This is a genomic window from Pseudomonas sp. FEN, assembly GCF_904067045.1.
Lineage (GTDB): Bacteria > Pseudomonadota > Gammaproteobacteria > Pseudomonadales > Pseudomonadaceae > Aquipseudomonas.
Genome location: NZ_CAJFDC010000001.1, coordinates 467334 through 490417, shown reverse-complemented (window position 1 = coordinate 490417; position 23084 = coordinate 467334). Strand labels below are relative to the sequence as shown.

Annotated in this window: 23 protein-coding genes and 2 pseudogenes; 17 read left to right on the top strand and 8 right to left on the bottom strand. The window is 62.6% G+C overall.

Features of this window, described 5'->3' with window-relative positions:
* Nucleotides 1–3: 3 nt before the first annotated feature.
* Entirely contained in the window at nt 4–900 is an 897-nt protein-coding gene (locus tag PFEN_RS02385) for a LysR substrate-binding domain-containing protein (RefSeq protein ID WP_191485431.1), read from the bottom strand.
* Between the two features lie 108 nt (nt 901–1008).
* On the opposite strand from PFEN_RS02385, the gene PFEN_RS02380 reads away from it, so the two are divergent.
* The 8 genes and pseudogenes from PFEN_RS02380 to rpoS all read left to right on the top strand — a co-directional run bounded on the left by PFEN_RS02380 (nt 1009) and on the right by rpoS (nt 8330).
* On the top strand, nt 1009–2121 hold the full coding sequence (locus PFEN_RS02380) for an S-(hydroxymethyl)glutathione dehydrogenase/class III alcohol dehydrogenase (RefSeq protein ID WP_191485430.1): 1113 nt from the start codon (nt 1009–1011) through the stop codon (nt 2119–2121).
* Nucleotides 2122–2129: 8 nt separating this feature from the next.
* Nucleotides 2130–2987, top strand: a complete 858-nt coding sequence (gene fghA, locus PFEN_RS02375; protein ID WP_191485429.1) for an S-formylglutathione hydrolase — start codon at nt 2130–2132, stop codon at nt 2985–2987.
* A gap of 182 nt (nt 2988–3169) precedes the next feature.
* On the top strand, nt 3170–3643 hold the full coding sequence (gene ispF, locus PFEN_RS02370) for a 2-C-methyl-D-erythritol 2,4-cyclodiphosphate synthase (RefSeq protein ID WP_191485428.1): 474 nt from the start codon (nt 3170–3172) through the stop codon (nt 3641–3643).
* Nucleotides 3640–4698: a tRNA pseudouridine(13) synthase TruD gene (gene truD, locus PFEN_RS02365; protein ID WP_191485427.1), complete on the top strand. Its 1059-nt coding sequence runs from the start codon at nt 3640–3642 to the stop codon at nt 4696–4698. The genes ispF and truD overlap by 4 nt, the downstream gene beginning before the upstream one ends.
* A complete protein-coding gene (surE, locus tag PFEN_RS02360; protein WP_191485426.1) occupies nt 4686–5435 on the top strand; it encodes a 5'/3'-nucleotidase SurE in 750 nt (249 codons plus the stop codon). The genes truD and surE overlap by 13 nt, the downstream gene beginning before the upstream one ends.
* Nucleotides 5436–5476: 41 nt before the next feature.
* Entirely contained in the window at nt 5477–6112 is a 636-nt protein-coding gene (locus PFEN_RS02355; RefSeq protein ID WP_191485909.1) for a protein-L-isoaspartate(D-aspartate) O-methyltransferase, read from the top strand.
* Between the two features lie 225 nt (nt 6113–6337).
* Complete coding sequence (locus PFEN_RS02350; protein ID WP_191485425.1) at nt 6338–7219, top strand: peptidoglycan DD-metalloendopeptidase family protein; 882 nt, start codon at nt 6338–6340, stop codon at nt 7217–7219.
* 107 nt (nt 7220–7326) lie between these two features.
* Nucleotides 7327–8330 (top strand): annotated as a pseudogene (gene rpoS / locus PFEN_RS02345) (RNA polymerase sigma factor RpoS).
* A gap of 142 nt (nt 8331–8472) precedes the next feature.
* Here the strand turns inward: rpoS and PFEN_RS02340 are convergent.
* Together PFEN_RS02340 and PFEN_RS02335 are read right to left on the bottom strand one after the other, a co-directional pair.
* Entirely contained in the window at nt 8473–8682 is a 210-nt protein-coding gene (locus tag PFEN_RS02340; RefSeq protein ID WP_191485424.1) for an SEC-C metal-binding domain-containing protein, read from the bottom strand.
* A 7-nt stretch (nt 8683–8689) separates the two neighbouring features.
* On the bottom strand, nt 8690–9169 hold the full coding sequence (locus tag PFEN_RS02335) for an LEA type 2 family protein (protein WP_191485423.1): 480 nt from the start codon (nt 9167–9169) through the stop codon (nt 8690–8692).
* Between the two features lie 133 nt (nt 9170–9302).
* Between PFEN_RS02335 and PFEN_RS02330 the strand changes: the two genes are divergently transcribed.
* Nucleotides 9303–9806: a hypothetical protein gene (locus PFEN_RS02330; protein WP_191485422.1), complete on the top strand. Its 504-nt coding sequence runs from the start codon at nt 9303–9305 to the stop codon at nt 9804–9806.
* Here PFEN_RS02330 and PFEN_RS02325 read toward each other — a convergent pair.
* Together PFEN_RS02325 and PFEN_RS02320 are read right to left on the bottom strand one after the other, a co-directional pair.
* The gene (locus tag PFEN_RS02325) at nt 9799–10275 is read right to left on the bottom strand and encodes a YchJ family protein (protein WP_191485421.1); all 477 of its coding nucleotides are present in this window, start codon (nt 10273–10275) and stop codon (nt 9799–9801) included. The genes PFEN_RS02330 and PFEN_RS02325 overlap by 8 nt on opposite strands.
* Nucleotides 10276–10280: 5 nt before the next feature.
* Complete coding sequence (locus tag PFEN_RS02320; RefSeq protein ID WP_191485420.1) at nt 10281–10778, bottom strand: DUF6231 family protein; 498 nt, start codon at nt 10776–10778, stop codon at nt 10281–10283.
* 109 nt (nt 10779–10887) lie between these two features.
* Here PFEN_RS02320 and PFEN_RS02315 point away from each other — a divergent pair, with 109 nt between their 5' ends.
* A complete protein-coding gene (locus PFEN_RS02315) occupies nt 10888–11166 on the top strand; it encodes a DUF1145 domain-containing protein (protein ID WP_191485419.1) in 279 nt (92 codons plus the stop codon).
* The gene (locus tag PFEN_RS02310) at nt 11159–11917 is read left to right on the top strand and encodes a collagen-like protein (protein WP_191485418.1); all 759 of its coding nucleotides are present in this window, start codon (nt 11159–11161) and stop codon (nt 11915–11917) included. Before PFEN_RS02315 ends, PFEN_RS02310 begins: the two co-directional genes overlap by 8 nt.
* A 152-nt stretch (nt 11918–12069) precedes the next feature.
* On the opposite strand, the gene PFEN_RS02305 is transcribed toward PFEN_RS02310, so the two are convergent.
* Nucleotides 12070–12534 (bottom strand): CopD family protein, encoded by a 465-nt coding sequence (locus tag PFEN_RS02305; protein WP_191485417.1) that lies wholly within the window; start codon nt 12532–12534, stop codon nt 12070–12072.
* Nucleotides 12535–12633: 99 nt separating this feature from the next.
* Here PFEN_RS02305 and dinG point away from each other — a divergent pair, with 99 nt between their 5' ends.
* From dinG to pdxH, 5 genes are all read left to right on the top strand, one after another.
* Complete coding sequence (gene dinG, locus PFEN_RS02300; RefSeq protein ID WP_191485416.1) at nt 12634–14778, top strand: ATP-dependent DNA helicase DinG; 2145 nt, start codon at nt 12634–12636, stop codon at nt 14776–14778.
* A 97-nt stretch (nt 14779–14875) separates the two neighbouring features.
* Nucleotides 14876–17245, top strand: a complete 2370-nt coding sequence (locus PFEN_RS02295; protein WP_191485415.1) for a beta-galactosidase — start codon at nt 14876–14878, stop codon at nt 17243–17245.
* Between the two features lie 284 nt (nt 17246–17529).
* A complete protein-coding gene (locus PFEN_RS02290) occupies nt 17530–18675 on the top strand; it encodes a serine hydrolase domain-containing protein (RefSeq protein WP_191485414.1) in 1146 nt (381 codons plus the stop codon).
* 112 nt (nt 18676–18787) lie between these two features.
* Entirely contained in the window at nt 18788–20038 is a 1251-nt protein-coding gene (locus PFEN_RS02285) for an OmpA family protein (RefSeq protein WP_191485413.1), read from the top strand.
* Between the two features lie 25 nt (nt 20039–20063).
* Nucleotides 20064–20711, top strand: a complete 648-nt coding sequence (pdxH, locus tag PFEN_RS02280) for a pyridoxamine 5'-phosphate oxidase (RefSeq protein ID WP_191485412.1) — start codon at nt 20064–20066, stop codon at nt 20709–20711.
* An 89-nt stretch (nt 20712–20800) separates the two neighbouring features.
* Here the strand turns inward: pdxH and PFEN_RS02275 are convergent.
* A pseudogene (locus PFEN_RS02275) lies at nt 20801–21028 on the bottom strand (hypothetical protein); the annotation flags it as partial.
* A gap of 229 nt (nt 21029–21257) precedes the next feature.
* On the opposite strand from PFEN_RS02275, the gene PFEN_RS02270 reads away from it, so the two are divergent.
* On the top strand, nt 21258–21722 hold the full coding sequence (locus tag PFEN_RS02270; protein WP_191485411.1) for a glycine zipper 2TM domain-containing protein: 465 nt from the start codon (nt 21258–21260) through the stop codon (nt 21720–21722).
* A 64-nt stretch (nt 21723–21786) separates the two neighbouring features.
* Here the strand turns inward: PFEN_RS02270 and nhaA are convergent, their stop codons facing one another.
* Complete coding sequence (gene nhaA / locus PFEN_RS02265; RefSeq protein ID WP_191485410.1) at nt 21787–22971, bottom strand: Na+/H+ antiporter NhaA; 1185 nt, start codon at nt 22969–22971, stop codon at nt 21787–21789.
* Nucleotides 22972–23084 lie beyond the last annotated feature (113 nt).

The window sequence follows — 23084 nt, the reverse complement described above, 5'->3', positions numbered from 1 at the left end:
CCATCAAACGCTGTACTCGGGCCGCTTGGCCAACCCCTCCTTGAGATAATCCACCAGCTTGCGCACTTTCGGCGACAGGTGCCGCTGTTGCGGATACAGCGCCCACACCGCCGTATTCGGTGGCTGATGGGCTTCAAGCAAGGAAATCAACGTGCCGTTGTGCAAGTGCTCAAGCACGTAATAGTCCGGCAACTGACACAACCCGACCCCCTGCAACGCCGCGTCCAACACCGCCTGCCCACTGTTGCAGCGCCAATTGCCTTGTACTCGCTGGGAAAACTCCCGCCCGTTCTGCTCCAGTTGCCAGATATCCGAGCTGCCGATCAGGCAGTTATGCCGGCTCAATTCCGACAAGCTATGCGGGCGCCCATAGCGCGCCAGGTAGGACGGCGACGCGCACAGATACATCCGCCGTGGGGCCAGCCGGGTCGCCACCAGTCGTGAATCCTGCAAGCGGCCCAGGCGGATCGCCAGGTCCAGCCCTTCATGCACCAGGTCCAGGGTGCGATTGCTCAACTCGATATCCACCCGCAACTGCGGATACAGCCCCATGAAACGGGTCACCAGCGGCACGATAAAGCGTTCGCCATAGGCCACGGCGCAGGTCATGCGCAACATGCCCTTGGGTTCGCTGGTCAGGTCGCCCACCGCGCGCAGGGCTTCTTCGCGGCCATCCTGCAGGCGCTGGCAATGTTGCAGAAAGGTCTGACCGGCCTCGGTCAGGGTCACGCGCCGGGTGCTGCGATAGAGCAGACGGGTTTGCAGGCGTTCCTCCAGCCGGGCGATCTGCCGGCTGATGTGGGAAGAGGACACCCCCAGGCGCTCGGCTGCCGCGGTGAATTGGCTGCATTCGGCCACGGCGACGAACTCGTCGATGCCCTCCCAGCGGTTGTCATTCATTAGATTGTCCCTGCTCAGCAATAATGTTTTGCTTTTGACCGGATTATTAATCAATCAAGGCTGATTTACACTTGGCGTTTCGTTATTCACTTTTTCAGGAGTTGCTGGATGATCAAGTCACGTGCCGCCGTTGCCTTCGAGGCCAAGAAGCCCCTCGAGATCGTCGAAGTCGATGTCGCCATGCCCAAGGCCGGCGAAGTGCTGTTGCGTGTCGTGGCCTCCGGCGTTTGCCATACCGACGCTTACACCTTGTCCGGCGCCGACCCGGAAGGCATCTTCCCCTCGATCCTCGGCCATGAAGGCGGGGCGATTGTCGAAGCGATCGGCGAGGGGGTGACCTCGGTGGCGGTGGGCGACCACGTCATCCCGCTCTACACCCCGGAATGTGGCAAATGCAAATTCTGCCTGTCGGGCAAGACCAACCTCTGCCAGGCCATTCGCGCTACCCAGGGCAAGGGCTTGATGCCGGATGGCACTTCGCGCTTTTCCTATAAAGGCGAGACGATTTTCCACTACATGGGCACCTCGACGTTCTCCGAGTACACCGTGTTGCCGGAAATTTCCGTAGCCAGGATTTCGAAAGACGCACCGCTGGAGAAGGTCTGCCTGCTCGGCTGCGGCGTCACCACCGGGATCGGTGCGGTGATCAATACCGCCAAGGTCAAGCCGGGCGACACCGTGGCAATCTTCGGCCTCGGCGGCATCGGCCTGTCGGCGGTGATTGGCGCGGTCAAGGCCAAGGCCGGACGCATCATCGCCATCGACATCAACCCGGCCAAGTTCGAAATCGCCCGGCAACTGGGCGCCACCGATTGCGTCAACCCGAAAGATTTCGATCGGCCGATCCAGGACGTGATTGTCGACATGACCGATGGCGGCGTGGATTTTTCCTTCGAGTGCATCGGCAATGTGCAACTGATGCGTGCCGCTCTGGAATGCTGCCACAAGGGCTGGGGCGAGTCGGTGATCATCGGCGTGGCCGGTGCCGGCCAGGAAATCTCGACCCGGCCGTTCCAGTTGGTGACCGGACGCGTCTGGCGCGGTTCGGCCTTCGGTGGCGTGCGCGGGCGCAGCGAATTGCCGAGCTACGTGGAAATGGCGCAGAAGGGCGAAATCCCGCTGGATACCTTCATCACCCACACCATGGGCCTGGAGGATATCAACAAGGCGTTCGACCTGATGCATGAAGGCAAGAGCATTCGTACCGTCATCCATTTCTGAGGTCGGTCATGAGCCTGGAAAACCTGTCCTGTCAGAAAAGCTTCGGCGGCTGGCACAAACGCTACAAGCATCATTCCGAAGTCCTCGGCTGCGACATGGTGTTCGCCGTCTATCTGCCGCCGCAGGCCGAGCAGGGCGGCAAGCTGCCAGTGTTGTACTGGCTGTCCGGCCTGACCTGCACCGACGAGAACTTCATGCACAAGGCCGGCGCCCAGCGCCTGGCGGCCGAGCTGGGGTTGATCATCGTCGCGCCGGACACCAGCCCGCGTGGCGCCGATGTGCCGGGGGCCCCGGACAAGGCCTGGGACTTCGGCCTGGGCGCCGGTTTCTATCTCAATGCCACCCAGCAACCCTGGGCCCAGCATTACCGGATGCACGACTATGTGGTGCATGAGCTGCCGGCACTGGTCGAGGCGCATTTCCCGGCTTCGGACAAGCGTGGTATCAGCGGTCATTCCATGGGCGGGCACGGCGCGCTGGTGTGTGCCTTGCGCAACCCAGGACGCTATCAGTCGCTGTCGGCCTTCGCGCCGATCAGCAACCCGATGGATTGTCCCTGGGGGCAGAAGGCCTTTTCCCATTATCTGGGCGAAGAACGCTCGCGCTGGCGTGAGTGGGATGCCTGCGCGCTGATTGCCGAGGCGACCGAGAAGCTGCCGATCCTGGTGGATCAGGGCGATCGTGACGATTTCCTGGCCAACCAGCTCAAGCCCGAGGCGCTGCAGCAGGCGGCGAAGCTGGCGCAACATCCGCTGACATTGCGCTTGCAGCCGGGCTACGACCATAGCTATTTCTTCATCGCCAGTTTCATTGACGATCACCTGCGACATCACAGCGCAGCTCTTAGCCCAGGTTCCGCACGATAATTGCCCGTACTCGCTCCTGCCGCGTTGAAAATAGGCTCGGAATGCTCATTGACTACAGTCAACCGCGCTTCCTCGCCTATTTTTGCCTTGCCTGAGCTTCGCCTGGCTAATTCTCGTACTAGAACCTAATGTTGAACAAAATAGGTAGAATCACGCCCTGACTTACATCGGGGCGTTTTTTTATGCGTATTGGCCACGGCTATGATGTGCACCGTTTCGCCGCAGGCGACTTCATCACCCTGGGTGGCGTGCGGATTGCGCACCACCACGGGCTGCTGGCCCATTCCGACGGCGACGTGCTGCTGCATGCCTTGAGCGATGCGCTGCTGGGGGCGGCTGCCCTGGGCGACATCGGCAAGCATTTCCCGGATACCGATCCGACCTACAAGGGCGCCGACAGCCGTGTGCTGCTGCGTCACGTGGTGTCGCTGATCAAGGCCCGGGGCTGGAAAGTCGGCAACGTCGATAGCACCATCGTTGCCCAGGCGCCGAAAATGGCGCCGCATATTGAATCGATGCGCGCGCTGATTGCCGCGGATCTTGAAGTCGAGTTGGATCAAGTGAACGTCAAAGCCACTACTACTGAAAAGCTCGGCTTTACCGGCCGTGAAGAAGGCATCGCGGTGCATTGCGTCGCTTTGTTGCTGCGCGCATGACCGAACTGGAACTGCTGGGCCCACGTGCCTACGGCGATGTCCTGGGTAGCGCGGTGCTCAAGGCCACGGCCGAAGACTTCCAGGTTGATGAGGTCCTCGATATCCCTCTGACGGGGGAAGGCGAGCACCTGTGGCTGTGGGTGGAGAAACGCGGCCTGAACACCGAGGAGGCTGCCCGGCGTATCGCCAAGGCCGCCGGCGTGCCGTTGCGCACGGTCAGTTATGCTGGCCTCAAGGACCGCCAGGCCCTCACTCGCCAATGGTTCAGCGTGCAACTGCCGGGCAAGGCCGACCCGGACCTGTCGGCGGCGCAGAACGACAGCCTGCTGATCCTCAAGACCGCCCGGCACAAGCGCAAGCTGCAACGCGGTGCCCATGCCGCCAACGGCTTCACCTTGCGCCTGACCCAATTGAACGCGGACAAGGACGCTTTGCAGCAACGCCTCGAGCGGATCGCCGAGCAAGGTATTCCCAACTATTTCGGTGCCCAGCGTTTCGGCCACCTCGGCGGCAACCTCGGTGAGGCCCGTGCCTACGCGGCCCGCCAGGCTTTGCCCGAACAACGCAATGTCCGTTCGCGGCTGCTGTCCACGGCCCGTAGCTACCTGTTCAACCAGGTGCTGGCGGCGCGTGTCGCCGACGGCAGCTGGAACCGTGCCCAGGTCGGCGACCTGCTGGCGTTCACCGACAGTCGCAGTTTCTTCCCGGCCGGTGAAGCCGAGTGCGATGACCCGCGCCTGGCCATTCTCGACCTGCACCCCACCGGTCCGCAGTGGGGCGAGGGCCCGTCCCCCGCGTCGGGCATGACCTTTGCGCTGGAACAGGCGGTGGCCGAGCGCGAGACCGAACTCTGTCAATGGCTGGTCAAGGCCGCAATGGAACACGAACGTCGCATCCTGCGGCTGCCCATTGGCCGGCTGTCGTGGCATTATCCCTCGCTGGACATTCTGCAACTGGAATTCGTCCTTCCGGCCGGATGCTTCGCCACTGCTTTGGTGCGCGAACTCGTCGATCTGGTGCCGGCAGGGCAGACGGACAGCTCATGCGTATTCTGATTTCGAACGACGATGGGGTTTTCGCCCCCGGTCTCGCCGCGCTTCATGCTGCGCTGGCGGATTATGCCGAGTGCAAGGTGATTGCCCCGGACCAGGACAAAAGCGGTGCCAGCAGCTCGCTGACCCTGGACCGCCCGCTGCACCCGCATACATTGCCCAACGGCTTTATCAGCCTCAACGGCACACCCACCGACTGCGTGCACCTCGGGCTCAATGCCTTGCTGGAGCAGGAACAGGATATGGTGGTGTCCGGTATCAACCTGGGGGCCAACCTGGGGGATGACGTGCTGTATTCCGGTACGGTGGCGGCGGCCCTGGAAGGACGCTTTCTGCGTGGGCCTTCGTTCGCGTTCTCGCTGGTTTCGCGCCAGGTCGAGAACCTGGCCACCGCCGCGCATTTCGCGCGCCTGCTGGTACAGGCCCATGAAGGGCTGGCGCTGCCAGCGCGAACGGTGCTCAATGTGAATATTCCCAACCTGCCCCTGGAGCGCATCCGCGGTATCCAGCTGACGCGCCTGGGGCATCGTGCCCGGGCCGCGGCGCCGACCCGGGTCGTCGACCCACGGGGCAAGGCCGGTTACTGGATCGCCGCCGCCGGCGATGCCGAAGATGGCGGTCCGGGTACCGATTTTCATGCCGTGATGCAAGGTTTTGTCTCGGTGACGCCACTGCAACTGGATCGTACCTTCAACGATGCCTTCCAGTCGCTGGGCAGTTGGCTGGAGGGACTTGCCTGATGTCCCGTGAGCAAGACGAGCTGATGCGCCGCGGTATCGGCATGACTTCCCAGCGAACCCGCGAACGCCTGATTCAGCGGCTTTATGAAGAAGGCGTGTCCAACGCCCAGGTTCTGGAAGTGATCCGTCGCACGCCCCGGCATCTATTTGTCGATGAAGCGCTGGCCCATCGTGCCTACGAAGATACCGCGTTGCCGATCGGCAACAACCAGACCATTTCCCAGCCTTATATGGTGGCGCGCATGAGCGAGCTGCTGCTGGAGGCCGGGCCACTGGACAAAGTGTTGGAAATCGGCACCGGTTCGGGCTACCAGACGGCCGTGTTGTCGCAGCTGGTGGAGCGGGTGTTTTCGGTGGAGCGGATCAAGGTCTTGCAGGATCGCGCCAAGGAGCGCCTGGTCGAGCTCAACCTGCGCAACGTGGTGTTCCGTTGGGGCGACGGCTGGGAGGGCTGGCCGGCGCTGGCACCCTACAATGGCATCATTGTCACCGCGGTAGCCACGGATGTTCCGCAGGCGTTGCTCGATCAACTGGCCCCGGGCGGGCGCATGGTGATTCCGGTGGGTGCCGGTGAAGTCCAGCAGTTGCTGCTGATCGTGCGCGAAGAACAGGGTTTTTCCCGACATGTATTGGGCGCGGTCCGTTTCGTCCCGCTGCTTAACGGACCCTTGGCCTGAACATTTGTTGAACGGCAATGAATTCTGTTTAAGGTCGTGGGTCTTAGGGCGGGACCTGATGGGACGCGAATGTTTAAAATGCCTCGGGTTTTTCCTGATGCCCGCTACACGGGGTCAGCCGATTCGGCTTTGTTGTCCGTGAAATTCCAACAGCCAGTTATACTTACGCCATATTATCGCCTGCACAGGCACTCTATATTTCAGCCACCACAAAGGGAGCGGCGGGTGAGTCTCACAGTCATTCGGCAGCGTATGGGTAAAGCAAGCGTTCAGTGCCTGATGATCGGCCTTGCCCTCAGTGCTTTACTGGCTGGTTGCTCCAGTGCTCCAAAGGGCGGCGTGCGCGTCGTCGATCGTAACGGTAACAATGCAACCGCCAGTGCCACGCCGCAGAAGCCGATGACCACCACCGGCCAGCACGTGGTCGCGAAAGGCGATACCTTGTTCTCGATCGCCTTTCGCTACGGCTGGGACTGGAAAGCCCTGGCCGCGCGCAACAATATCCCCGAGCCGTACACGATTCACGTCGGTCAGGCGATTCGTTTCGACAGCCGTTCAAATTCAACGCCGACGGCCGTCGCCTCGACAGCCTCGGCAGCGTCAACGGCTTCGCCGTCGGGCAAGTTCACCATCACCCGGCACCCGGCCAACTCCGCATCCACTCCCGCAACCGCCGCGCAACCCGCGACCCAGGCGCCTCCAGCGGCGACGCCGAGCCCGCCGGCGGGTCCCGCGCCCAAGGGCTGGGCGTGGCCTTCGAATGGTATTTTGATTGGAAAATTCTCTTCAAACGGTAGTTTGAATAAAGGTATTGATATCGCCGGGGATTTGGGACAGCCTGTTTTAGCTGCGTCTGATGGGTCAGTTGTTTACGCCGGGAGTGGGTTGCGGGGCTACGGTGAACTGGTCATCATCAAACACAGCGATACCTACGTCAGTGCTTACGGTCACAACCGTAGGCTGTTGGTTCGGGAGGGGCAGCAGGTCAAGGTCGGACAGACAATTGCCGAAATGGGATCAACTGGTACAGACCGGGTGAAACTGCATTTTGAGATTCGCCGCCAGGGGAAACCCGTAGACCCACTGCAATTCCTGCCGCGTCGTTGATCCGTTTTCCAGCCTGTTCTCCTGATGTAGCGGGAACAGGTTCCAGCGTTGCCAAGGATAAAGGCGTCGCTTGAGCTTGAGGTCGAACTCACCAAAGGACTATAACAATGGCTCTCAGTAAAGAAGCCCCGGGGTTTGACATCGATGATGAGGTGCTCCTTATGGACTCCGACATCGTCATGGACATGATGCCGGAGGACGACAGTTCTCCAACCCCAGTTCGTGCCAAGGCCAAAAGTGCTGCTTCGCTTAAGCAGCATAAGTACATTGACTACACACGGGCGCTGGATGCGACCCAGTTGTATCTCAATGAAATCGGTTTTTCCCCCTTGTTGTCCCCGGAAGAAGAAGTTCATTTTGCGCGCTTGTCGCAAAGTGGCGATCCCGCGGGCCGCAAGCGCATGATCGAAAGCAACCTGCGGCTGGTGGTGAAAATCGCCCGACGCTACGTCAATCGCGGTCTTTCCTTGTTGGACCTGATCGAAGAGGGCAACCTCGGCTTGATCCGGGCCGTCGAGAAATTCGATCCGGAACGCGGCTTTCGCTTCTCAACCTATGCTACCTGGTGGATCCGCCAGACGATTGAACGGGCGATCATGAACCAGACCCGGACCATTCGCCTGCCGATTCATGTGGTCAAGGAATTGAACGTCTACCTGCGGGCGGCCCGGGAGCTGACCCAGAAGCTCGATCATGAGCCGTCCCCGGAAGAAATCGCCAACCTGTTGGAGAAACCGGTGGGTGAGGTCAAGCGCATGCTCGGCCTGAATGAGCGGGTGTCTTCGGTGGATGTATCGCTGGGACCGGACTCCGACAAGACGTTGCTCGATACCCTCACCGATGATCGGCCTACCGATCCCTGCGAGTTGCTTCAGGACGACGACCTGTCCCAGAGCATCGACCAGTGGCTATCGGAATTGACCGACAAGCAGCGTGAGGTGTAGTACGACGTTTTGGTCTGCGCGGGCATGAGAGCAGCACCCTGGAGGATGTCGGGCTGGAGATCGGCTTGACCCGTGAGCGCGTCCGGCAGATCCAGGTCGAGGGGCTCAAGCGCCTGCGTGAGATCCTCGAGAAGAACGGGCTGTCCAGCGAGGCGCTGTTCCAGTAGCGCCCATCCACTTGTAGGAGCGGCCGGTCGAGGCTTGATTACCGGCGATGAGGCCCTTGAACCTCGCACCGTGCTTGCGAACGACATCGCCAGCACGCTCGCTCCTACGGGTTTCGCGTTGCCAGACGCATTTCTTCGGGCCTCAGGCCCCGTGGCACTTCTTGAATTTCTTGCTGCTGCCGCACGGGCACGGATCGTTGCGCCCGACGTCTTTCAGTGCATTGCGCACGGGCTCCTGGTGAGCGTGACCGCAGTTCGGACCGTGGACATGTCCATGGTCGTGATCGTGGTGCTCATGGTGTTCGTGATCGTGGTTGCAATCAGGGCCGTGGACATGGGGTTGCTGGGTCATGCTGGTGTCACTCCGCAGTAATATCGGCGGGAATTATCTCGCCTTTGCGCTCCAGGTGCACGTCATGACTGAGGAATAGTCCGGTTTCCAGCTCGCCTTCCAGTCGGTAGGGGATCGGCTCATGGGGATGTTTCAGGCGTTTGTGCAGGTCGCGCAGGTGTTCCCAGAGGTTGGTCCTGACCGGGATCACCAGCAAGGCATGGCTGTTGCCTTCCACGCTGAACCAGCCATTGGATTCGCCTTCGCTCAGCAGCCAGTCATCGAGATAGAGGCGATAGTGCAGACTGCGCACGGTCAGGCTGTCGTCGTTGGGGTTGTCGATACGAAAGTGCAGGCGAAACTGCTGCTGCACCAGCCGTGCCTTGATCAGCTCGACGCGCACCAGGCGAACCTCGGGCTCGCGGGCACCATTATCGAACCAGGACGCACAGCCGGAAAGCGTCAACAACATGAGCAGGCCGAGCGTGCCGAGTGTTCGTGAATACATGGGGTTCCTCCCGCCTAAGCCCCAGCATAGCAAGCCCGTGGCAAAAAAAGCGCGTGGTTGTGGCGGTAAATCCACTGGGTGATACTGCTGACCATTCGTGCAACGGATCAGGCTGGCGCACAGGAGTGTGATCATGACGCTTTACGAGATTGTCTTCAGTGGCGAGTCGCTGCCCGGTGCGCCGGTCGATCAGGTCAAGAGCAACCTGGCCCGGCTGTTCCAGGCCGATGCCCAGCGTATCGAACTGCTGTTTTCCGGGCGGCGCCTGGTGCTCAAGAGCAACCTCGATGCGGCCGCGGCGGAAAAATATCGGGTAACCATCGAGCGGGCCGGGGCGCTGGTCGCGGTGGTCGAGATGGCGGTCGAGGAGATCGAGATGGCGGCGTTGCCGCCGATGCCAGGCCATGCCCAGGTGGTGCCGCGCGATGCTTATATGGCGGCGTTCAGTGCGGTCGACGCCCCGGACTTCGGGATCGCCGAGGTCGGCAGCGACCTGCAGGACCCCAAGCCTGAACCGGTCGCGGTGGCGGTGGATCTGTCGGCGTTCAGCGTCGCGCCGGTAGGTGCCGACATGGGGCAACTGCCGGGCGCTCCCGCCATCGCGATGCCCGACATCTCACACCTGAGCTTCAGCTGAGCAGGTAGCTTGCGCAGCACTTCTTGAATTTCTGCCCGCTGCCGCAAGGGCAGGCGTCGTTGCGCCCGGCCTTGAGCGGTACGGTGGGGTCGATGAAATACCAGCGCCCGGCGCTTTGCACGAAGGACGATTTTTCCCGATGGCTGTGCTCGCCGTTGCTGTCGTGCCAGCGCGCGGTGAAGGTCACGAAGGCATGCTCGGGCTGGCCGCCGAAGACCTCCGAGCTTTCCACCTGCAAGCCCAGCCAGGTGCTCTGCGCACTCCATTCGCCGATGGCCTGGCGGTCCAGCCCGGGTTGTTGCAGGGGCAGCGTGGTGTCCACCAGGTAGTCCACCAGGCCCAACACATAGGCGCAGTAGCGCGAACGCATCAGGGCTTCGGCGCAGGGGGCGGGATAGCCTGAGTGATAGTGGCCGCAGCAGGCTTCCAGCGGGTTGCCGCTACCACAGGGACAGATGGATGTGCTCACGGGAATCACCACCAGTACTTGCCGAAATTTTCCGGATTGGCCCAGAACTTGGCGTTCAGCCAGTCCGGCACCTGTTTGTATTCCTTCAGATCATAGGTGAATAGCGTCAGCACCTGTTCGTCGCGGGCAAAACGTTCGCTGCTTTGCAGGGCCAGGGCGAAGAAGTCGCTGTCCTGCCAACCGCTGGCGGTCATGTCCACCAGCACCGCGATACGGCTGGCATTGAGATTGCGAATGCCACCGAGCAATTGCCGACCGTCACGCTTGGGCAGGTGTTCCAGGCAGTCGACCACCAGGGCCAGGTCGAAACGTCGGGCGGCCAATTCGGCCGGCAGGGCACCCGGTGCGGCGCAGGCTAGCTGGGCCTCGGGGTGGGCGGCCTGGAACGCCTCGAGTGCCGGAAAGCTGCCAGCCCCTACGAGCAGCAGGGTTTGCGGGGCGTAACGGTCCAGCAAGGCCGCCAGTGCTTGCTGGGGCGTTCGCGTGGAAAGGCTTTCTATCATCGGGATACCTCGGTCGGAACGGCAAACACGGGCGAATTTTCAACGGCCACTGGCAAACTGCCCTGACTCGCCTTACTGTGCGCCAAAGAATAACTCATCAGGGGGGCATATGAAGGTGCTTTGGGGGCTGGGGAAAGTGTTGACGCTGGTGTTCTGGTTGGTGGTGCTGGTCAACCTGGTGCAGCCGTTGATCAGTCCGTTCCGGGTGCTGGTCGACCTGGCGGGGAGTCTGCTGTTGTTGACGCACTTGCTGGAAGTGCTGCTGTTCAATGGCAGCGTGCGCGAGCGTGCCCATCCCTGGCGTGACCGGGCGCAGATCCTGCTGTTCGGTTTGTTCCACCTGCAAATCCAGCCTTTGCCCACTCGTGAGGAACACCAACATGCGTAGCCTGTGCCTGCTGGCTGCCTTGTGCAGCCCCCTGGCGTTCGCCCAGGTCGTCAGCGTCGAAACCAATTCCATGCTGCGCTTGCCCGCCAGTACCTCGGTGCTGCAACTCGAGCGCCTGGATGTGGCCGACTTTGGCACCTTGCTGGTCCCCGCCAGCGTCACGCAACTGAACATCGGCGAACTGCACCTGGGGCATGAGGCACGTATTGCCATCGTACCGAGCGAGCAGGGTTTCGCCCTCAAGGCCACGCGCGCCGAACTGGGCAGTGGCAGCCAGATCAGCGCGCGCGGTGCGCCGGGTACCTACCAGAGAGCCCCTTCGCCGGGACGTAACCTGGATCTGCGCATCGATGCCCTCAGCGGCCCGTTGTTGTCGGTGGATGCCCGTGGTGGCGCCGGCGTGCCGGGCTACGTCGGGCTCGACGGCGCGAATGGCGAGGAACCTGGATGCACCTGGGGCGCGGCCGGACAAGGCGCGGACGGTGATAACGGTGGCGACGGTCATCCGGGCGCGGCGGGCGCGCAGGTTCGCTTGCAGTTGCCCCGGGATTACCCGGCGGCGCAGATCCAGGTGCTGGTCGATGGCGGTACCGGAGGACTTGCCGGAGCGGCGGGGCATCCGGGTGCTGGCGGCAAGGCCAAGGGCTGCTTTGTCTACGACACCGCCGGTGGCAAGTCAGGTCGTCCGGGCCAGGCGGGCAAGCCGGGACCGGTTGGCCCGGCGGGCAGCGTGACGGTTCAGCGCCTGTAACAGGTCTCAAAAACACCTCGGACCTGTAGGAGCAGAGCTTGCTCGCGAAGGGGCCCGCGAGTTTTGCATCGCTCTCGCGGTCGTCATCGCCGGCAAGCCGGGCTCCCAGCCTGTTAGTGGGAAGCCTTGCGCCTGCGTTCAGTCAGTTCCAGTCAAAACATCGGACGTGCCGCCGCGATGGCCACCAGCACCAAGCCGACCAGCAGATTGATCCCCACCAGTCGCCGAATCCGCCCCAGCGCGGCAGCACCCGCCGCCCAGTCCTGGGCCTCCACCGCGCGGCGCAAATCCGGCAATTGCAACGACTGGATACGAATAAACAGTGCAACCATCACGATATATAGCCCCATCATGACCTGCACATAACGCGGTGCGGTCTCGAAGCCGCTGAAGCGCAACTGGATCAGGCCCACGCCGCTGACCGGCAGGAGCACCACCGCGACCCAGACCCAGACAAAGAAACGCTGGAACACCTGGACCCACAGCTTCAGTCGGGCCGGGCCTTCCAGCGCGGCCATGGCCGCCGGGCGCAGGATCATCCAGGCGAAGAACATACCGCCGACCCAGACCAGTGCGGCCAGGACATGCAGGGTGTAGACAAGGGCAAAAGGTGTCATTCAGGTACTCCGTGCGGCACGCGAGGATTTAGCGGGGTATGATAGCCGTCCATTCGAACCACTGAAAATTTATCCAGCGTTTCTTGCGCCCGAAGACTCATGATCAGCACCGAACTCAAAACCACGATCCAGGGCGCCTATTCGCGTTTTCTCGAGGCCAAGAGCCTCAAGCCGCGTTACGGCCAGCGCCTGATGATCGCCGAAGTGGCCAAGGTCCTCGGCGATATCGACACCGATGACGAAGGCCGGCGCAGTGGCGATCCGGCCGTGGTCGCGGTGGAAGCCGGCACCGGCACCGGCAAGACCGTGGCCTACAGCCTGGCGGCGATTCCCACCGCCAAGGCCGCCGGCAAGCGCCTGGTGATCGCCACCGCCACCGTCGCGCTGCAGGAGCAGATCGTCTACAAGGACCTGCCCGACCTGATGCGCAACAGCGGCCTGAACTTCAGCTTCGCCCTGGCCAAGGGCCGTGGGCGCTACATGTGCCTGTCCAAGCTCGACATGCTGTTGCAGGAAGGCCACGCGCAGACGGCTACCGCGCAGTTGTTCGAAGAGGAGGGTTTCCGCATCGAGGTCGACGAGGCCAGCCAGAAGCTGTTCACCAGCATGATCGAGAAGCTTGCCGGGAACAAATGGGACGGCGACCGCGACAGTTGGCCCAGCGCCCTGGAAGACGCCGATTGGGCGCGCCTGACCACCGATCACAGCCAGTGCACCAACCGCCATTGCCCCAATTTTGGCCAGTGCGCCTTCTACAAGGCCCGCGAAGGCATGGGCAAGGTCGACGTGATCGTGACCAACCACGACATGGTCCTCGCCGACCTGGCCCTGGGCGGTGGCGCGGTGCTCCCCGACCCGCGCGATACCCTGTATGTGTTCGACGAAGGTCACCACCTGCCGGACAAGGCCATCGGCCACTTCGCCCACTACACGCGCCTGCGCTCCACCGCCGACTGGCTGGAGCAGACCGCCAAGAACCTGACCAAGTTGCTGGCCCAGCATCCGCTGCCCGGAGACCTGGGCAAGTTGATCGAGCAGGTGCCGGAACTGGCGCGGGAGATCAAGACCCACCAGCAGTTCATGTTCAGCGCCTGCGAGCAACTCGCCGATTTCAAGACCGGCGAAGACACCGAGGGCCGCGAGCGGCCGCGCCATCGTTTCGTCGGCGGGGTGATTCCGCAGCATATCCGTGAGATGGGCATCGAGCTGAAGAAAGGCTTTGCCCGCCTCAACGACCTGTTCACGCGCCTGACCGAGTTGCTCAAGGAGGGCATGGACGGCGAGGTCAATATCGGCATCGCCAGCCACCAGGCCGAGGAGTGGTACCCGCTGTTCGGCAGTTTGCTGTCCCGCGCCCAGGGCAACTGGGAGCTGTGGACTGCCTTCACCGCCGAAGACCCGGAAGACAATCCGCCCATGGCCCGTTGGTTGAGCCTGGCCGAGAGTGGTGCGCTGTTTGACATCGAGGTCAACGCCAGTCCGATCCTCGCCGCGGAAATGCTTCGCCGCAACTTGTGGAACGTGGCTTATGGTGCCCTGGTGACCTCGGCGACCCTGACCGCCCTGGGCACCTTCGACCGTTTCCGCATGCGGGCCGGCCTGCCGAAGAAAGCCGTGACCGCGGTGGTACCGAGTCCCTTCCATCACGCCGATGCCGGCGTGCTACGGGTGCCGAACCTCAATGCCGATCCCCGCGATGCCATGGCGCATACCGCGGCGATCATCCGCGACCTGCCGGAACTGGTGGAAGGCTCCAAGGGCACGCTGGTGTTGTTCTCCTCGCGCAAGCAGATGCAGGACGTGTTCGACGGCCTGGATCGCGACTGGCGCAAGCAGGTATTCATCCAGGGCAACCTGTCGAAGCAGGAAACCCTCAACAAGCACAAGGCCCGCGTCGATGGTGGCGACTCCAGCGTGCTGTTCGGTCTGGCGAGCTTCGCCGAAGGGGTGGATTTGCCCGGTGCTTACTGTGAACACGTGGTGATCGCCAAGATTCCTTTCTCGGTCCCGGACGATCCGGTCGAGGCGGCGCTGGCCGAATGGATCGAAGCCCGTGGCGGCAACCCGTTCATGGAGATCTCCGTGCCGGACGCCTCCCTCAAGTTGGTCCAGGCCTGTGGCCGGCTGCTGCGTACCGAGGAAGACCGGGGGATTATCACTTTGTTGGACCGGCGTTTGGTCACCCAGCGCTACGGTAAAGCTATCCTCAACGCCTTGCCGCCCTTTCGGCGAGAAATTTCTTGATGTGATGTAGGTTAAATTACCAACTTCGTTGTCTACGGATGGCGCCGCTTGGCGTCACGCTGGCCTTTGACTGGCCGTAAGGGAGAGTTTGATTCATATGATTGGCCGTACGCTGCCCGCCGTTTTTGCCTTGTTGTTCGCCACGCCGCTGTGGGCTGCGCCTGCCGGGCAACAGACGCTGTTCAACTTCGTTCGTCCCGCCGACGTGGTACAGGTGGCAACCGTGGATGCCAGCCTGCCGCAATACAACGCGGAACAGACGGCCGAGGGCGAGGTGTTACGGCGGATCACCTTCAATCCGGCGGCGCGCCCAAGCTTGCGCCTCACGCCCCAGACCGGGGCCTGGGACTGGTCGCAGGCCGGGGCCATGAGCCTGCGGATCCAGAGTGCGATGGATTGGGCACTGACCCTCAATGTGACGATCCAGAGCAGCGACGGCAAGACCCTCACCAGTCGTGTCGACCTGCCGGCCGGCCCCGCCCAGACCTTGTTGGTGCCGCTGCAGGCCAGTTCTCCGTTGAGCCAGGGCATGCGTGCCGGTCCGCCGATGCCGATGACCGTCGATGGCCAGCGTGTGTTGCTGGCCAGCAGCCAGGGTGAATTGAATCTCCAGCAGGTGGTGTCCGTGACCCTGTCGATGGACGCGCCCAGAGTGGCCCAGAATATCCTGCTGGAACGTTTCGGCGTGCAGAACGGCGACGATGTGGTCAAGGCCGTCTATGGCACGCTGGTGGACGGCTACGGCCAGTCGACCCGGGCCAAATGGCCGGAAAAGGTCGGCAGCGACGACCAGCTCAAGGCCGCCGCGAGCAAGGAGAGCCAGCAACTGAAAACCTGGCTGGCCGAGCGCGAGCACAGTGCCCGGGACAAGTTCGGCGGTTCGCTCAAGGGCCCACTGTTCGAGGCCACGGGCTTCTTTCGTAGCGAAAAGCAGGATGGCCGCTGGTACCTGGTGACTCCCGAGGGGCATCCGTTCTACTCCCTGGGTGTCAACACCGTGACTGCCGGCGATCAGCAGACCTATATCGAAGGTCGTGAGGGCATGTTCAGCGATCTGCCCAAGGAGGGTGAGCCCCTGGCCGCCTACTATGGCAAGGGCGACAACGGCATTACCACCGGGGCCTCCCAGGGGCGGGCCTTCAAGTCCGGACGCTGGTTCGATTTCTATGCCGCCAACTTGCAACGGACCTATGGCGCGCCGTGCCTGGCGGCCGAGTCAGAGCAGCCCAAGGTGCCGTGTGCCCCGGGTCTGGACGCGCAGCGCTGGCAGAAGCACACGCTCGACCGCCTGCAGGCCTGGGGTTTCAACACCGTCGGCAACTGGAGCGATCCGGCCCTCGGCGTGAGCGAGCGCATGCCTTACACCTTGCCGCTGTCGATCGTCGGTGACTACGCCAGCATCAGCACCGGCAGCGATTGGTGGGGCGGCATGCCCGATCCGTTCGACCCGCGTTTTGCCATGGCCACCGAGCGCGCGGTGGCGATTGCCACCCGCGACCATCGCGACGACCCCTGGCTGGTGGGCTATTTCGCCGATAACGAATTGGCCTGGGCCGGTCATGGCGATGATCCGAAATCCCGTTATGCCCTGGCCTACGGCACTTTGCGCATGACCACCGACGTGCCGGCCAAGCGCGCCTTCCTCAAGCAGTTGCGGGACAAGTACCGCAACCAGCAGGGGCTGTCCAAGGCTTGGGGGGTGGAGATTCCGACCTGGGAGCAGATGGAAGACCCGGGTTTCGAGGCGCCGTTGCCCGATCCCGCGCACCCGCAAATCGAGGCGGACTTGAAGTATTTCCAGAAGGTATTTGCCGACGCCTACTTCAAGACCATTTCCGACTCGCTGAAGTGGCATGCGCCGAACCATTTGCTGCTGGGCGGTCGTTTTGCCGTCAGCACCCCCGAGGCCGTTGCCTCCTGTGCCCAGTACTGCGATGTATTGAGCTTCAACTTCTACACCCTCAAGCCACAGGATGGTTACGACTTCGATCAGTTGGAGGCGCTGAACAAGCCGGTGCTGATCACCGAATTCAACTTCGGTTCGAAGGATCGCGGCCCGTTCTGGGGCGGCGTGACCGAACTGGCCCGGGAGGAGGATCGTGGCCCGGCCTATGCCGCGTTCCTCAAACAGGCGGTGGCCGAGCCTTCGATCGTCGGCGTGCACTGGTTCCAGTACCTCGACCAGCCGGTGACCGGTCGTCTGCTGGACGGCGAAAACGGTCACTTCGGCCTGGTGGGGATTACCGATGTGCCGTTCCAGGGGTTTGTCGAGAGCGTGCGCAAGAGCAACCTGCAGGCCCTTGAGCTGCTCAACAAGGAAGCCGAGAAAGCCAAGGTGGCCGCACAGCAGAAAGCCGCCAAGGGTATCGACCAGGAGGACAGCGGCGCCAACGCTCGGGCGGCCAGTACGGGTGGGCCGGGAGCCGGCCATCCCGACCCTGGCGGCCATTCCGGCAACGGCCATTGAGTGAAAGCCTGGCGCATGGGTGTGGGGGCGGAGCTTGTCCGCGAAGAACGGTGATGCGGTCCAACTGAAGCGTAGCGGTGCGTCCTTCGCGGGCAAGCTCCGCTCCCACACACGCAGCGCAGGCTGTTTTCGGTGAGTCGCTCCCATTCCTGCAAATCGCCGTGCAATGTCAGATAGCCCTTGCAAGGCGTTACGAATTGTCCGACCCACGTCTGTTCCCAAACCCGTCAATCGCTGGAACAATGCAGGCCATTTTCGAAGGTGTTGCGGCAGGAGAGTCACGGGTGCAGATTCAGGGTCATTTCGAACTTCAATTCGAGGCGGTGCGCGAAGCCTTCGCGGCCCTTTTCGACGATCCCCAGGAGCGTGGCGCCGCGCTTTGTATCCAGATCGGCGGTGAGACCGTGGTCGATCTCTGGGCCGGTACCGCCGACAAGGACCGTGCCGAGGCCTGGCACAGTGACACCATCGCCAACCTGTTTTCCTGCACCAAGACCTTCACCGCCGTCACCGCGCTGCAACTGGTGGCCGAGGGTAAATTGCAGCTGGATGTTCCGGTTGCCAACTATTGGCCGGAATTCGCCGCCGCCGGCAAGGCCGGCATCACCTTGCGCCAGTTGCTCTGCCATCAGGCCGGTTTGCCGGCCTTGCGCCAGTTGCTGCCCCCCGAAGCACTTTACAACTGGCAGACCATGGTCGACGCCCTGGCGGCCGAAGCGCCCTGGTGGACGCCCGGCGAGGGCCATGGCTATGCCGCGATCACCTATGGCTGGTTGGTCGGCGAGTTGCTGCGGCGCGCCGACGGGCGCGGGCCGGGTGAGTCCATCGTGGCGCGGATTTCCCGGCCGCTGGGCCTGGACTTCCATGTCGGCCTGGCGGATGAGGAGTTCCATCGTGTGGCCCATATCGCCCGGAGCAAGGGCAATTTCGGCGACGCGGCGGCCCAGCGTCTGCTGCAAGTGACCCTGCGCGAGCCCGAGGCGATGAGCACCCGGGCCTTCACCAATCCACCATCGATCATGACCAGCACCAACAAGCCGGAATGGCGGCGCATGCAGCAGCCCGCCGCCAATGGGCATGGCAATGCGCGTAGCCTGGCGGGGTTCTACAGCGGCCTGCTCGACGGTCGCCTGCTGGAGGCCGACATGTTGGAGGAGCTGACGCGTCAGCACAGCCTGGGCATGGACAAGACCCTGCTGACCCAGACCCGTTTCGGCTTGGGCTGCATGCTCGACCAGCCGGCTGTCGCCAACGCCACCTTCGGTCTCGGGGCCAAGGCTTTCGGACACCCTGGTGCTGGCGGCTCCGTCGGTTTTGCCGATCCCGAGCACGATGTCGCCTTCGGGTTCGTCACCAATACCCTCGGCCCCTATGTATTGATGGACCCGCGGGCACAGAAGCTGGTACGGATTTTCGCCGGCTGTCTGTAGAATGCGTGGATAAAGTCCGGGGGCGGAACCCCGTGGCTTTTTTGCTTTCTAATCTATGGTTTCATCGGGCCTGACCGGCTCTTGTTTCTCTATCTCATTTTGTGGATATCCAATGTCATCGAACAAGTCTCTCGCCCTGGCCATCTGCCTGACCGTGACCGGTTGCGCACAAACTCCACAAAGTGCGGACAAGGATGTTGCTCATACCCCGGCGACAGCCCCCGCGAGTACGCCAGCGGCACCTGTAGCACCTGTGGCCAGCAAGGACACCGCCAAGCCCCAGGCCAAGCCGGGCGTCAGCGCTCCGGCGCCAGCGCTCAAGGACGCCGCCAAGGCAACCGCACCGGCCACCCCGGCAGCACCCGCCGCCGCGCCAGCCGTTGTCGCCGCGCCGGCAGCCAGCGCGGACACTGGCAGCAACTGGTGGTGGCCGTTCGGTTCGTCCGATAAACCTGCCGTGAAGGATTCTGCCCAGGCCGTCGCGCCGGCTGCCAAGGCGCAGGACAAGCCCGTGCCACTGGCCACGGCGGTCGCCGCCGCGACGAACCCGGCCCCGCAGGCGGACTCCGCCAGTCACTGGTGGTGGCCGTTTGGCAGTTCGGACAAGGCCAAGGAAGCCGCCCCGGCGCCGGTCAAGGCCGTGCCGATGCCTGATCCAAAAGTTACCCAGGCCTGGCTCGATGATTACGAACCGCGTCTGCGTACCGCGATCCAGAACAGCTCCCTGAAGCTGGAGCGGCGTGAAAACGTGCTGGTGGTGATCGCCCCGGTGGACGGTTTCTACAACCCCAAACGTCCAGAGATGTTGCTGCCGGTCACCCTCGGTCCCTTCACTCGCATCGCCAAGACTGTCGAGGGTGACCCCAAGACCGCGGTGCTGATCCTCGGCCACGGCGACAATAGCACCTCCTCCGAGTCGACCCAGGCCCTGAGCCAGCAACGGGCCCAGTCCGTCGCGGCGATTTTCGGCCTCAGCGGCTTGCATCGTGATCGCCTGATGCTGCGTGGCATGGGCGCGGACATGCCACGTGCCGCCAATGACAGCAACGAAGGTCGTGCCCTGAACCGTCGCGTGGAAATCATCCTGACGCCGCAGAACACCATGGTCGCGTTGTTGAGCAAATACAGCATTCCGCTTCCACCTCCAGCTCCGGCCACCTTGGTAGCGGCCGCGGACGTCAAGCCGGCGGCTACCCCAGCACCGACGAAGAAAGCCGCTGCATCCACCAAGGGTAAGAAAGCTCCGGCTCATGCGGCGAAGAAGGCACCGGTCAAGAAGAAGGCTGCAACCAAGCCGGCGACGGACAAAGCGGCTGCGCCGGCGAAGAAAGACGCCACCAGCGACAGCACGGCCAAGAACTGACCCGACTATCGAGAAGGAGCGCGTCATGACTCAAGCCCTGGCGGATATGCGCCGCGACTACATCCGTGACGGACTCACCGAGGCCCTGGCCCCGGTCGAGCCGTTCGCGCTGTTCCACCAGTGGTTTGCCGAGGCGGTGAAGACCGAGCAGGCGCCTGTCGAAGCCAATGCCATGACCCTGGCGACGGTGGACGAGGACGGGCGCCCGCATTGCCGTATTCTGTTGCTCAAGGGGTTGGACGAGGCGGGGTTTACCTTCTTCACCAACTACGAAAGCGACAAGGGTCGGCAACTGGCGGCTCGGCCCTTTGCCGCGATGACATTCTTCTGGCCGACCCTGGAGCGTCAGGTGCGGATCGAGGGACGGGTGGTCAAGGTCTCGGCGCAGGAGTCGGACGCCTACTTCCAGGTGCGTCCATTGGGCAGTCGGCTGGGGGCCTGGGCCTCGCCGCAAAGCCGGGCGCTTGCTGATCGGGCAGAGCTCGAGGCCTTGCTCAAGAACACCGAAGCGCGCTTCAGCGATACACAGCCGCATTGTCCCGAACACTGGGGTGGCTATCGTTTGCTGCCGGAGCGCATCGAGTTCTGGCAAGGGCGCGCCAGCCGCCTGCATGACCGCCTTGACTACCGTCTGACGGGGGCGGACTGGACCCGCCGGCGTCTCGCGCCTTAGTTGCGTGGGCTGTCTACACCGCTATCGGGCGGCATTGCCGGCGGGCTCGCCTGATTGCCGCCCGGCGAGTGCGGGTCCAGGCCCTGCTCTGGATAGCTCGCCGCCGCGGCCTCAAGCCATTGCTGCAAGTCCCGGCGTTTGACCTTTTGCTCCCTGGCGGCCGCCAGGCGTTCGAGCATGAACTTTTTGCGTCCTTCGTTGTCTCCCGCTAGCGATAACGCCAGGTCGCGGTCCGTCCAGCGTCTGATCCTGATATACAGCCAGCCATGGAAATACAATCCGGCTGCCGTAGTGATTGCGATGATGAAGTAGTCCATGTCGGTTCTTTGCGGGTTGAGGGGGGATCGTGGCGATTCAGTTGTCGCGGATTGTTTCAAGTGTTTGGCTGCCCGGGCAGGCGGATCGAAATCGCGCTACCCTATGCCCCTGTTCATTTGGACGCCGAGGCTGTACTGGCGCTGAATGAAAGCATTTTATCCGTGCGCTGCCGTGACAGGGATCAAGCTGCGGAGTTTAATTAAAGTCATGTCCTTTGGAGTTGATCCTATGCGTAAGTCTGTTTTGTTGATTGCTTCCTTCTCCACGATGGCCATGCTGCTGGGTGGTTGCACCAACAGCCTGACCGGCGATTCCTATTCCCGTGACGAAGCACGTCGCGTCCAGACCATTCGCATGGGCACTATCGAGTCGCTGCGTCCGGTGAAAATCGAAGGTACCAATTCGCCTATCGGTGCCGGTGCCGGTGCGATTGTCGGCGGTGTTGGCGGCAGCGCCATCGGCGGTGGCCGTGGCAGTATCGTGACCGCGGTGATCGGTGCGGTCGCCGGTGGCGTGCTCGGCAACATGGCCGAAAAAGGCCTGACCAGCGCCCAGGGCGTTGAAATCACCGTGCGTGAAGATGACGGCAGCATGCGTGCCTATGTGCAGGAAGTTCAGCCGAACGAAATCTTCCGGGTTGGCGAGCGCGTGCGTATTGCCACCGTTGGCGGCACCAGCCGCGTGACTCACTGATTTCGCGATCCGCTGTCAAAAGAAAACCCCGGCCAACTGGTCGGGGTTTTCTTTTTTGGTGCGTCTACAGGGGCGTGCCGGGCTTGCGGCTGGCCATGGCCATCACCGCATAGCCGATCACTGCCGCGAGGATGGAGCCGGTAAGAATCCCCATGCGATCCATGCCCGCGTAGTCGCTGCTACCCGGAACAAAGGCCAGGGAGCCGACGAACAGGCTCATGGTGAAACCTATCCCGCAGAGAATCGCCACGCTGAGCAGTTGTCCCCAGTTGGCCTCTTTCGGCAGCGTTGCCAGGCCGGCCCGGACCGCCAGCCAGGTCAGGCCGAAGACGCCGACCGTCTTGCCGAGCAGCAGGCCGGCGGCGATGCCCAGTGGCACATGATGGGTAAAGCTTTCCAGGTTCACGCCCGCCAGGGATACCCCGGCATTGGCAAAGGCGAACAGCGGCAGGATGCCGAACGCCACCCAGGGATGCAACGCATGCTCCAGGCTCAGCAACGGCGAGCTTTCGGCATTGCGGGTGCGCAACGGAATGCAGAATGCCAGGGTCACGCCGGCCAGCGTGGCATGCACGCCGCTCTTGAGCACACAGACCCAGAGAATCAGGCCGATTACCAGATAGGGCCCGAGTTTGACCACGCCGAGGCGATTCATCGCGATCAGCGCCACCAGGCAGGCCCCCGCCAGCATCAGTGACAGGGTCGACAGTTCATGGGAATAGAAAATCGCGATGACGATGATCGCGCCCAGGTCGTCGATGATCGCCAGGGTCATGAGGAACAGTTTCAGCGACACCGGCACCCGTTTGCCGAGCAAGGCCAACACGCCGAGGGCGAAGGCGATATCGGTGGCCATGGGAATCGCCCAGCCGGCCAATGCCGCCGGATTGTCGCGGTTGAGAAACCAGTAGATCAGCGCCGGCACCACCATGCCGCCGATGGCCGCCGCGCCCGGCAGCACCACCTGCGAGGGCTTGGACAGATGGCCGTCGAGGAGTTCGCGCTTGACCTCCAGGCCGATCAGCAGGAAGAACAGCGCCATCAGGCCGTCGTTGATCCACAGCAGCAGCGGCTTGGCGATTGTCAGGGCGCCAACCTGGGCCACCACCGGTACGTCCAGCAGGCCGCCGTAGAGATGCGACAGCGGCGAGTTGTTGATGATCAGGGCCAAGGCTGCCGCGGCGATCAATAGCAGACCGCTGGCAGCTTCCAACTGAAAGAAACGGGTGAAAGTGCTACGCAGAGGCAAGGTCGCTCTCCATTGATGAATTCGAAAGGTGGGACACCCTAACCCGTACTGTTAGTTGTTAAAACAAAAATTATATTCTTTTTTGTTATAAGTAGTGATCTAGAGGGTGATTG

Excerpts from the sequence above, each read along its gene's own strand:
- PFEN_RS02385 (WP_191485431.1), bottom strand. The coding sequence starts at position 900 with ATGAATGACAACCGCTGGGAGGGCATCGACGAGTTCGTCGCCGTGGCC.
- PFEN_RS02380 (WP_191485430.1), top strand. The coding sequence starts at position 1,009 with ATGATCAAGTCACGTGCCGCCGTTGCCTTCGAGGCCAAGAAGCCCCTC.
- fghA (WP_191485429.1), top strand. The coding sequence starts at position 2,130 with ATGAGCCTGGAAAACCTGTCCTGTCAGAAAAGCTTCGGCGGCTGGCAC.
- ispF (WP_191485428.1), top strand. The coding sequence starts at position 3,170 with ATGCGTATTGGCCACGGCTATGATGTGCACCGTTTCGCCGCAGGCGAC.
- truD (WP_191485427.1), top strand. The coding sequence starts at position 3,640 with ATGACCGAACTGGAACTGCTGGGCCCACGTGCCTACGGCGATGTCCTG.
- surE (WP_191485426.1), top strand. The coding sequence starts at position 4,686 with ATGCGTATTCTGATTTCGAACGACGATGGGGTTTTCGCCCCCGGTCTC.
- PFEN_RS02355 (WP_191485909.1), top strand. The coding sequence starts at position 5,477 with ATGACTTCCCAGCGAACCCGCGAACGCCTGATTCAGCGGCTTTATGAA.
- PFEN_RS02340 (WP_191485424.1), bottom strand. The coding sequence starts at position 8,682 with ATGACCCAGCAACCCCATGTCCACGGCCCTGATTGCAACCACGATCAC.
- PFEN_RS02335 (WP_191485423.1), bottom strand. The coding sequence starts at position 9,169 with ATGTATTCACGAACACTCGGCACGCTCGGCCTGCTCATGTTGTTGACG.
- PFEN_RS02330 (WP_191485422.1), top strand. The coding sequence starts at position 9,303 with ATGACGCTTTACGAGATTGTCTTCAGTGGCGAGTCGCTGCCCGGTGCG.
- PFEN_RS02320 (WP_191485420.1), bottom strand. The coding sequence starts at position 10,778 with ATGATAGAAAGCCTTTCCACGCGAACGCCCCAGCAAGCACTGGCGGCC.
- PFEN_RS02315 (WP_191485419.1), top strand. The coding sequence starts at position 10,888 with ATGAAGGTGCTTTGGGGGCTGGGGAAAGTGTTGACGCTGGTGTTCTGG.
- PFEN_RS02310 (WP_191485418.1), top strand. The coding sequence starts at position 11,159 with ATGCGTAGCCTGTGCCTGCTGGCTGCCTTGTGCAGCCCCCTGGCGTTC.
- PFEN_RS02305 (WP_191485417.1), bottom strand. The coding sequence starts at position 12,534 with ATGACACCTTTTGCCCTTGTCTACACCCTGCATGTCCTGGCCGCACTG.
- dinG (WP_191485416.1), top strand. The coding sequence starts at position 12,634 with ATGATCAGCACCGAACTCAAAACCACGATCCAGGGCGCCTATTCGCGT.
- PFEN_RS02295 (WP_191485415.1), top strand. The coding sequence starts at position 14,876 with ATGATTGGCCGTACGCTGCCCGCCGTTTTTGCCTTGTTGTTCGCCACG.
- PFEN_RS02285 (WP_191485413.1), top strand. The coding sequence starts at position 18,788 with ATGTCATCGAACAAGTCTCTCGCCCTGGCCATCTGCCTGACCGTGACC.
- pdxH (WP_191485412.1), top strand. The coding sequence starts at position 20,064 with ATGACTCAAGCCCTGGCGGATATGCGCCGCGACTACATCCGTGACGGA.
- PFEN_RS02270 (WP_191485411.1), top strand. The coding sequence starts at position 21,258 with ATGCGTAAGTCTGTTTTGTTGATTGCTTCCTTCTCCACGATGGCCATG.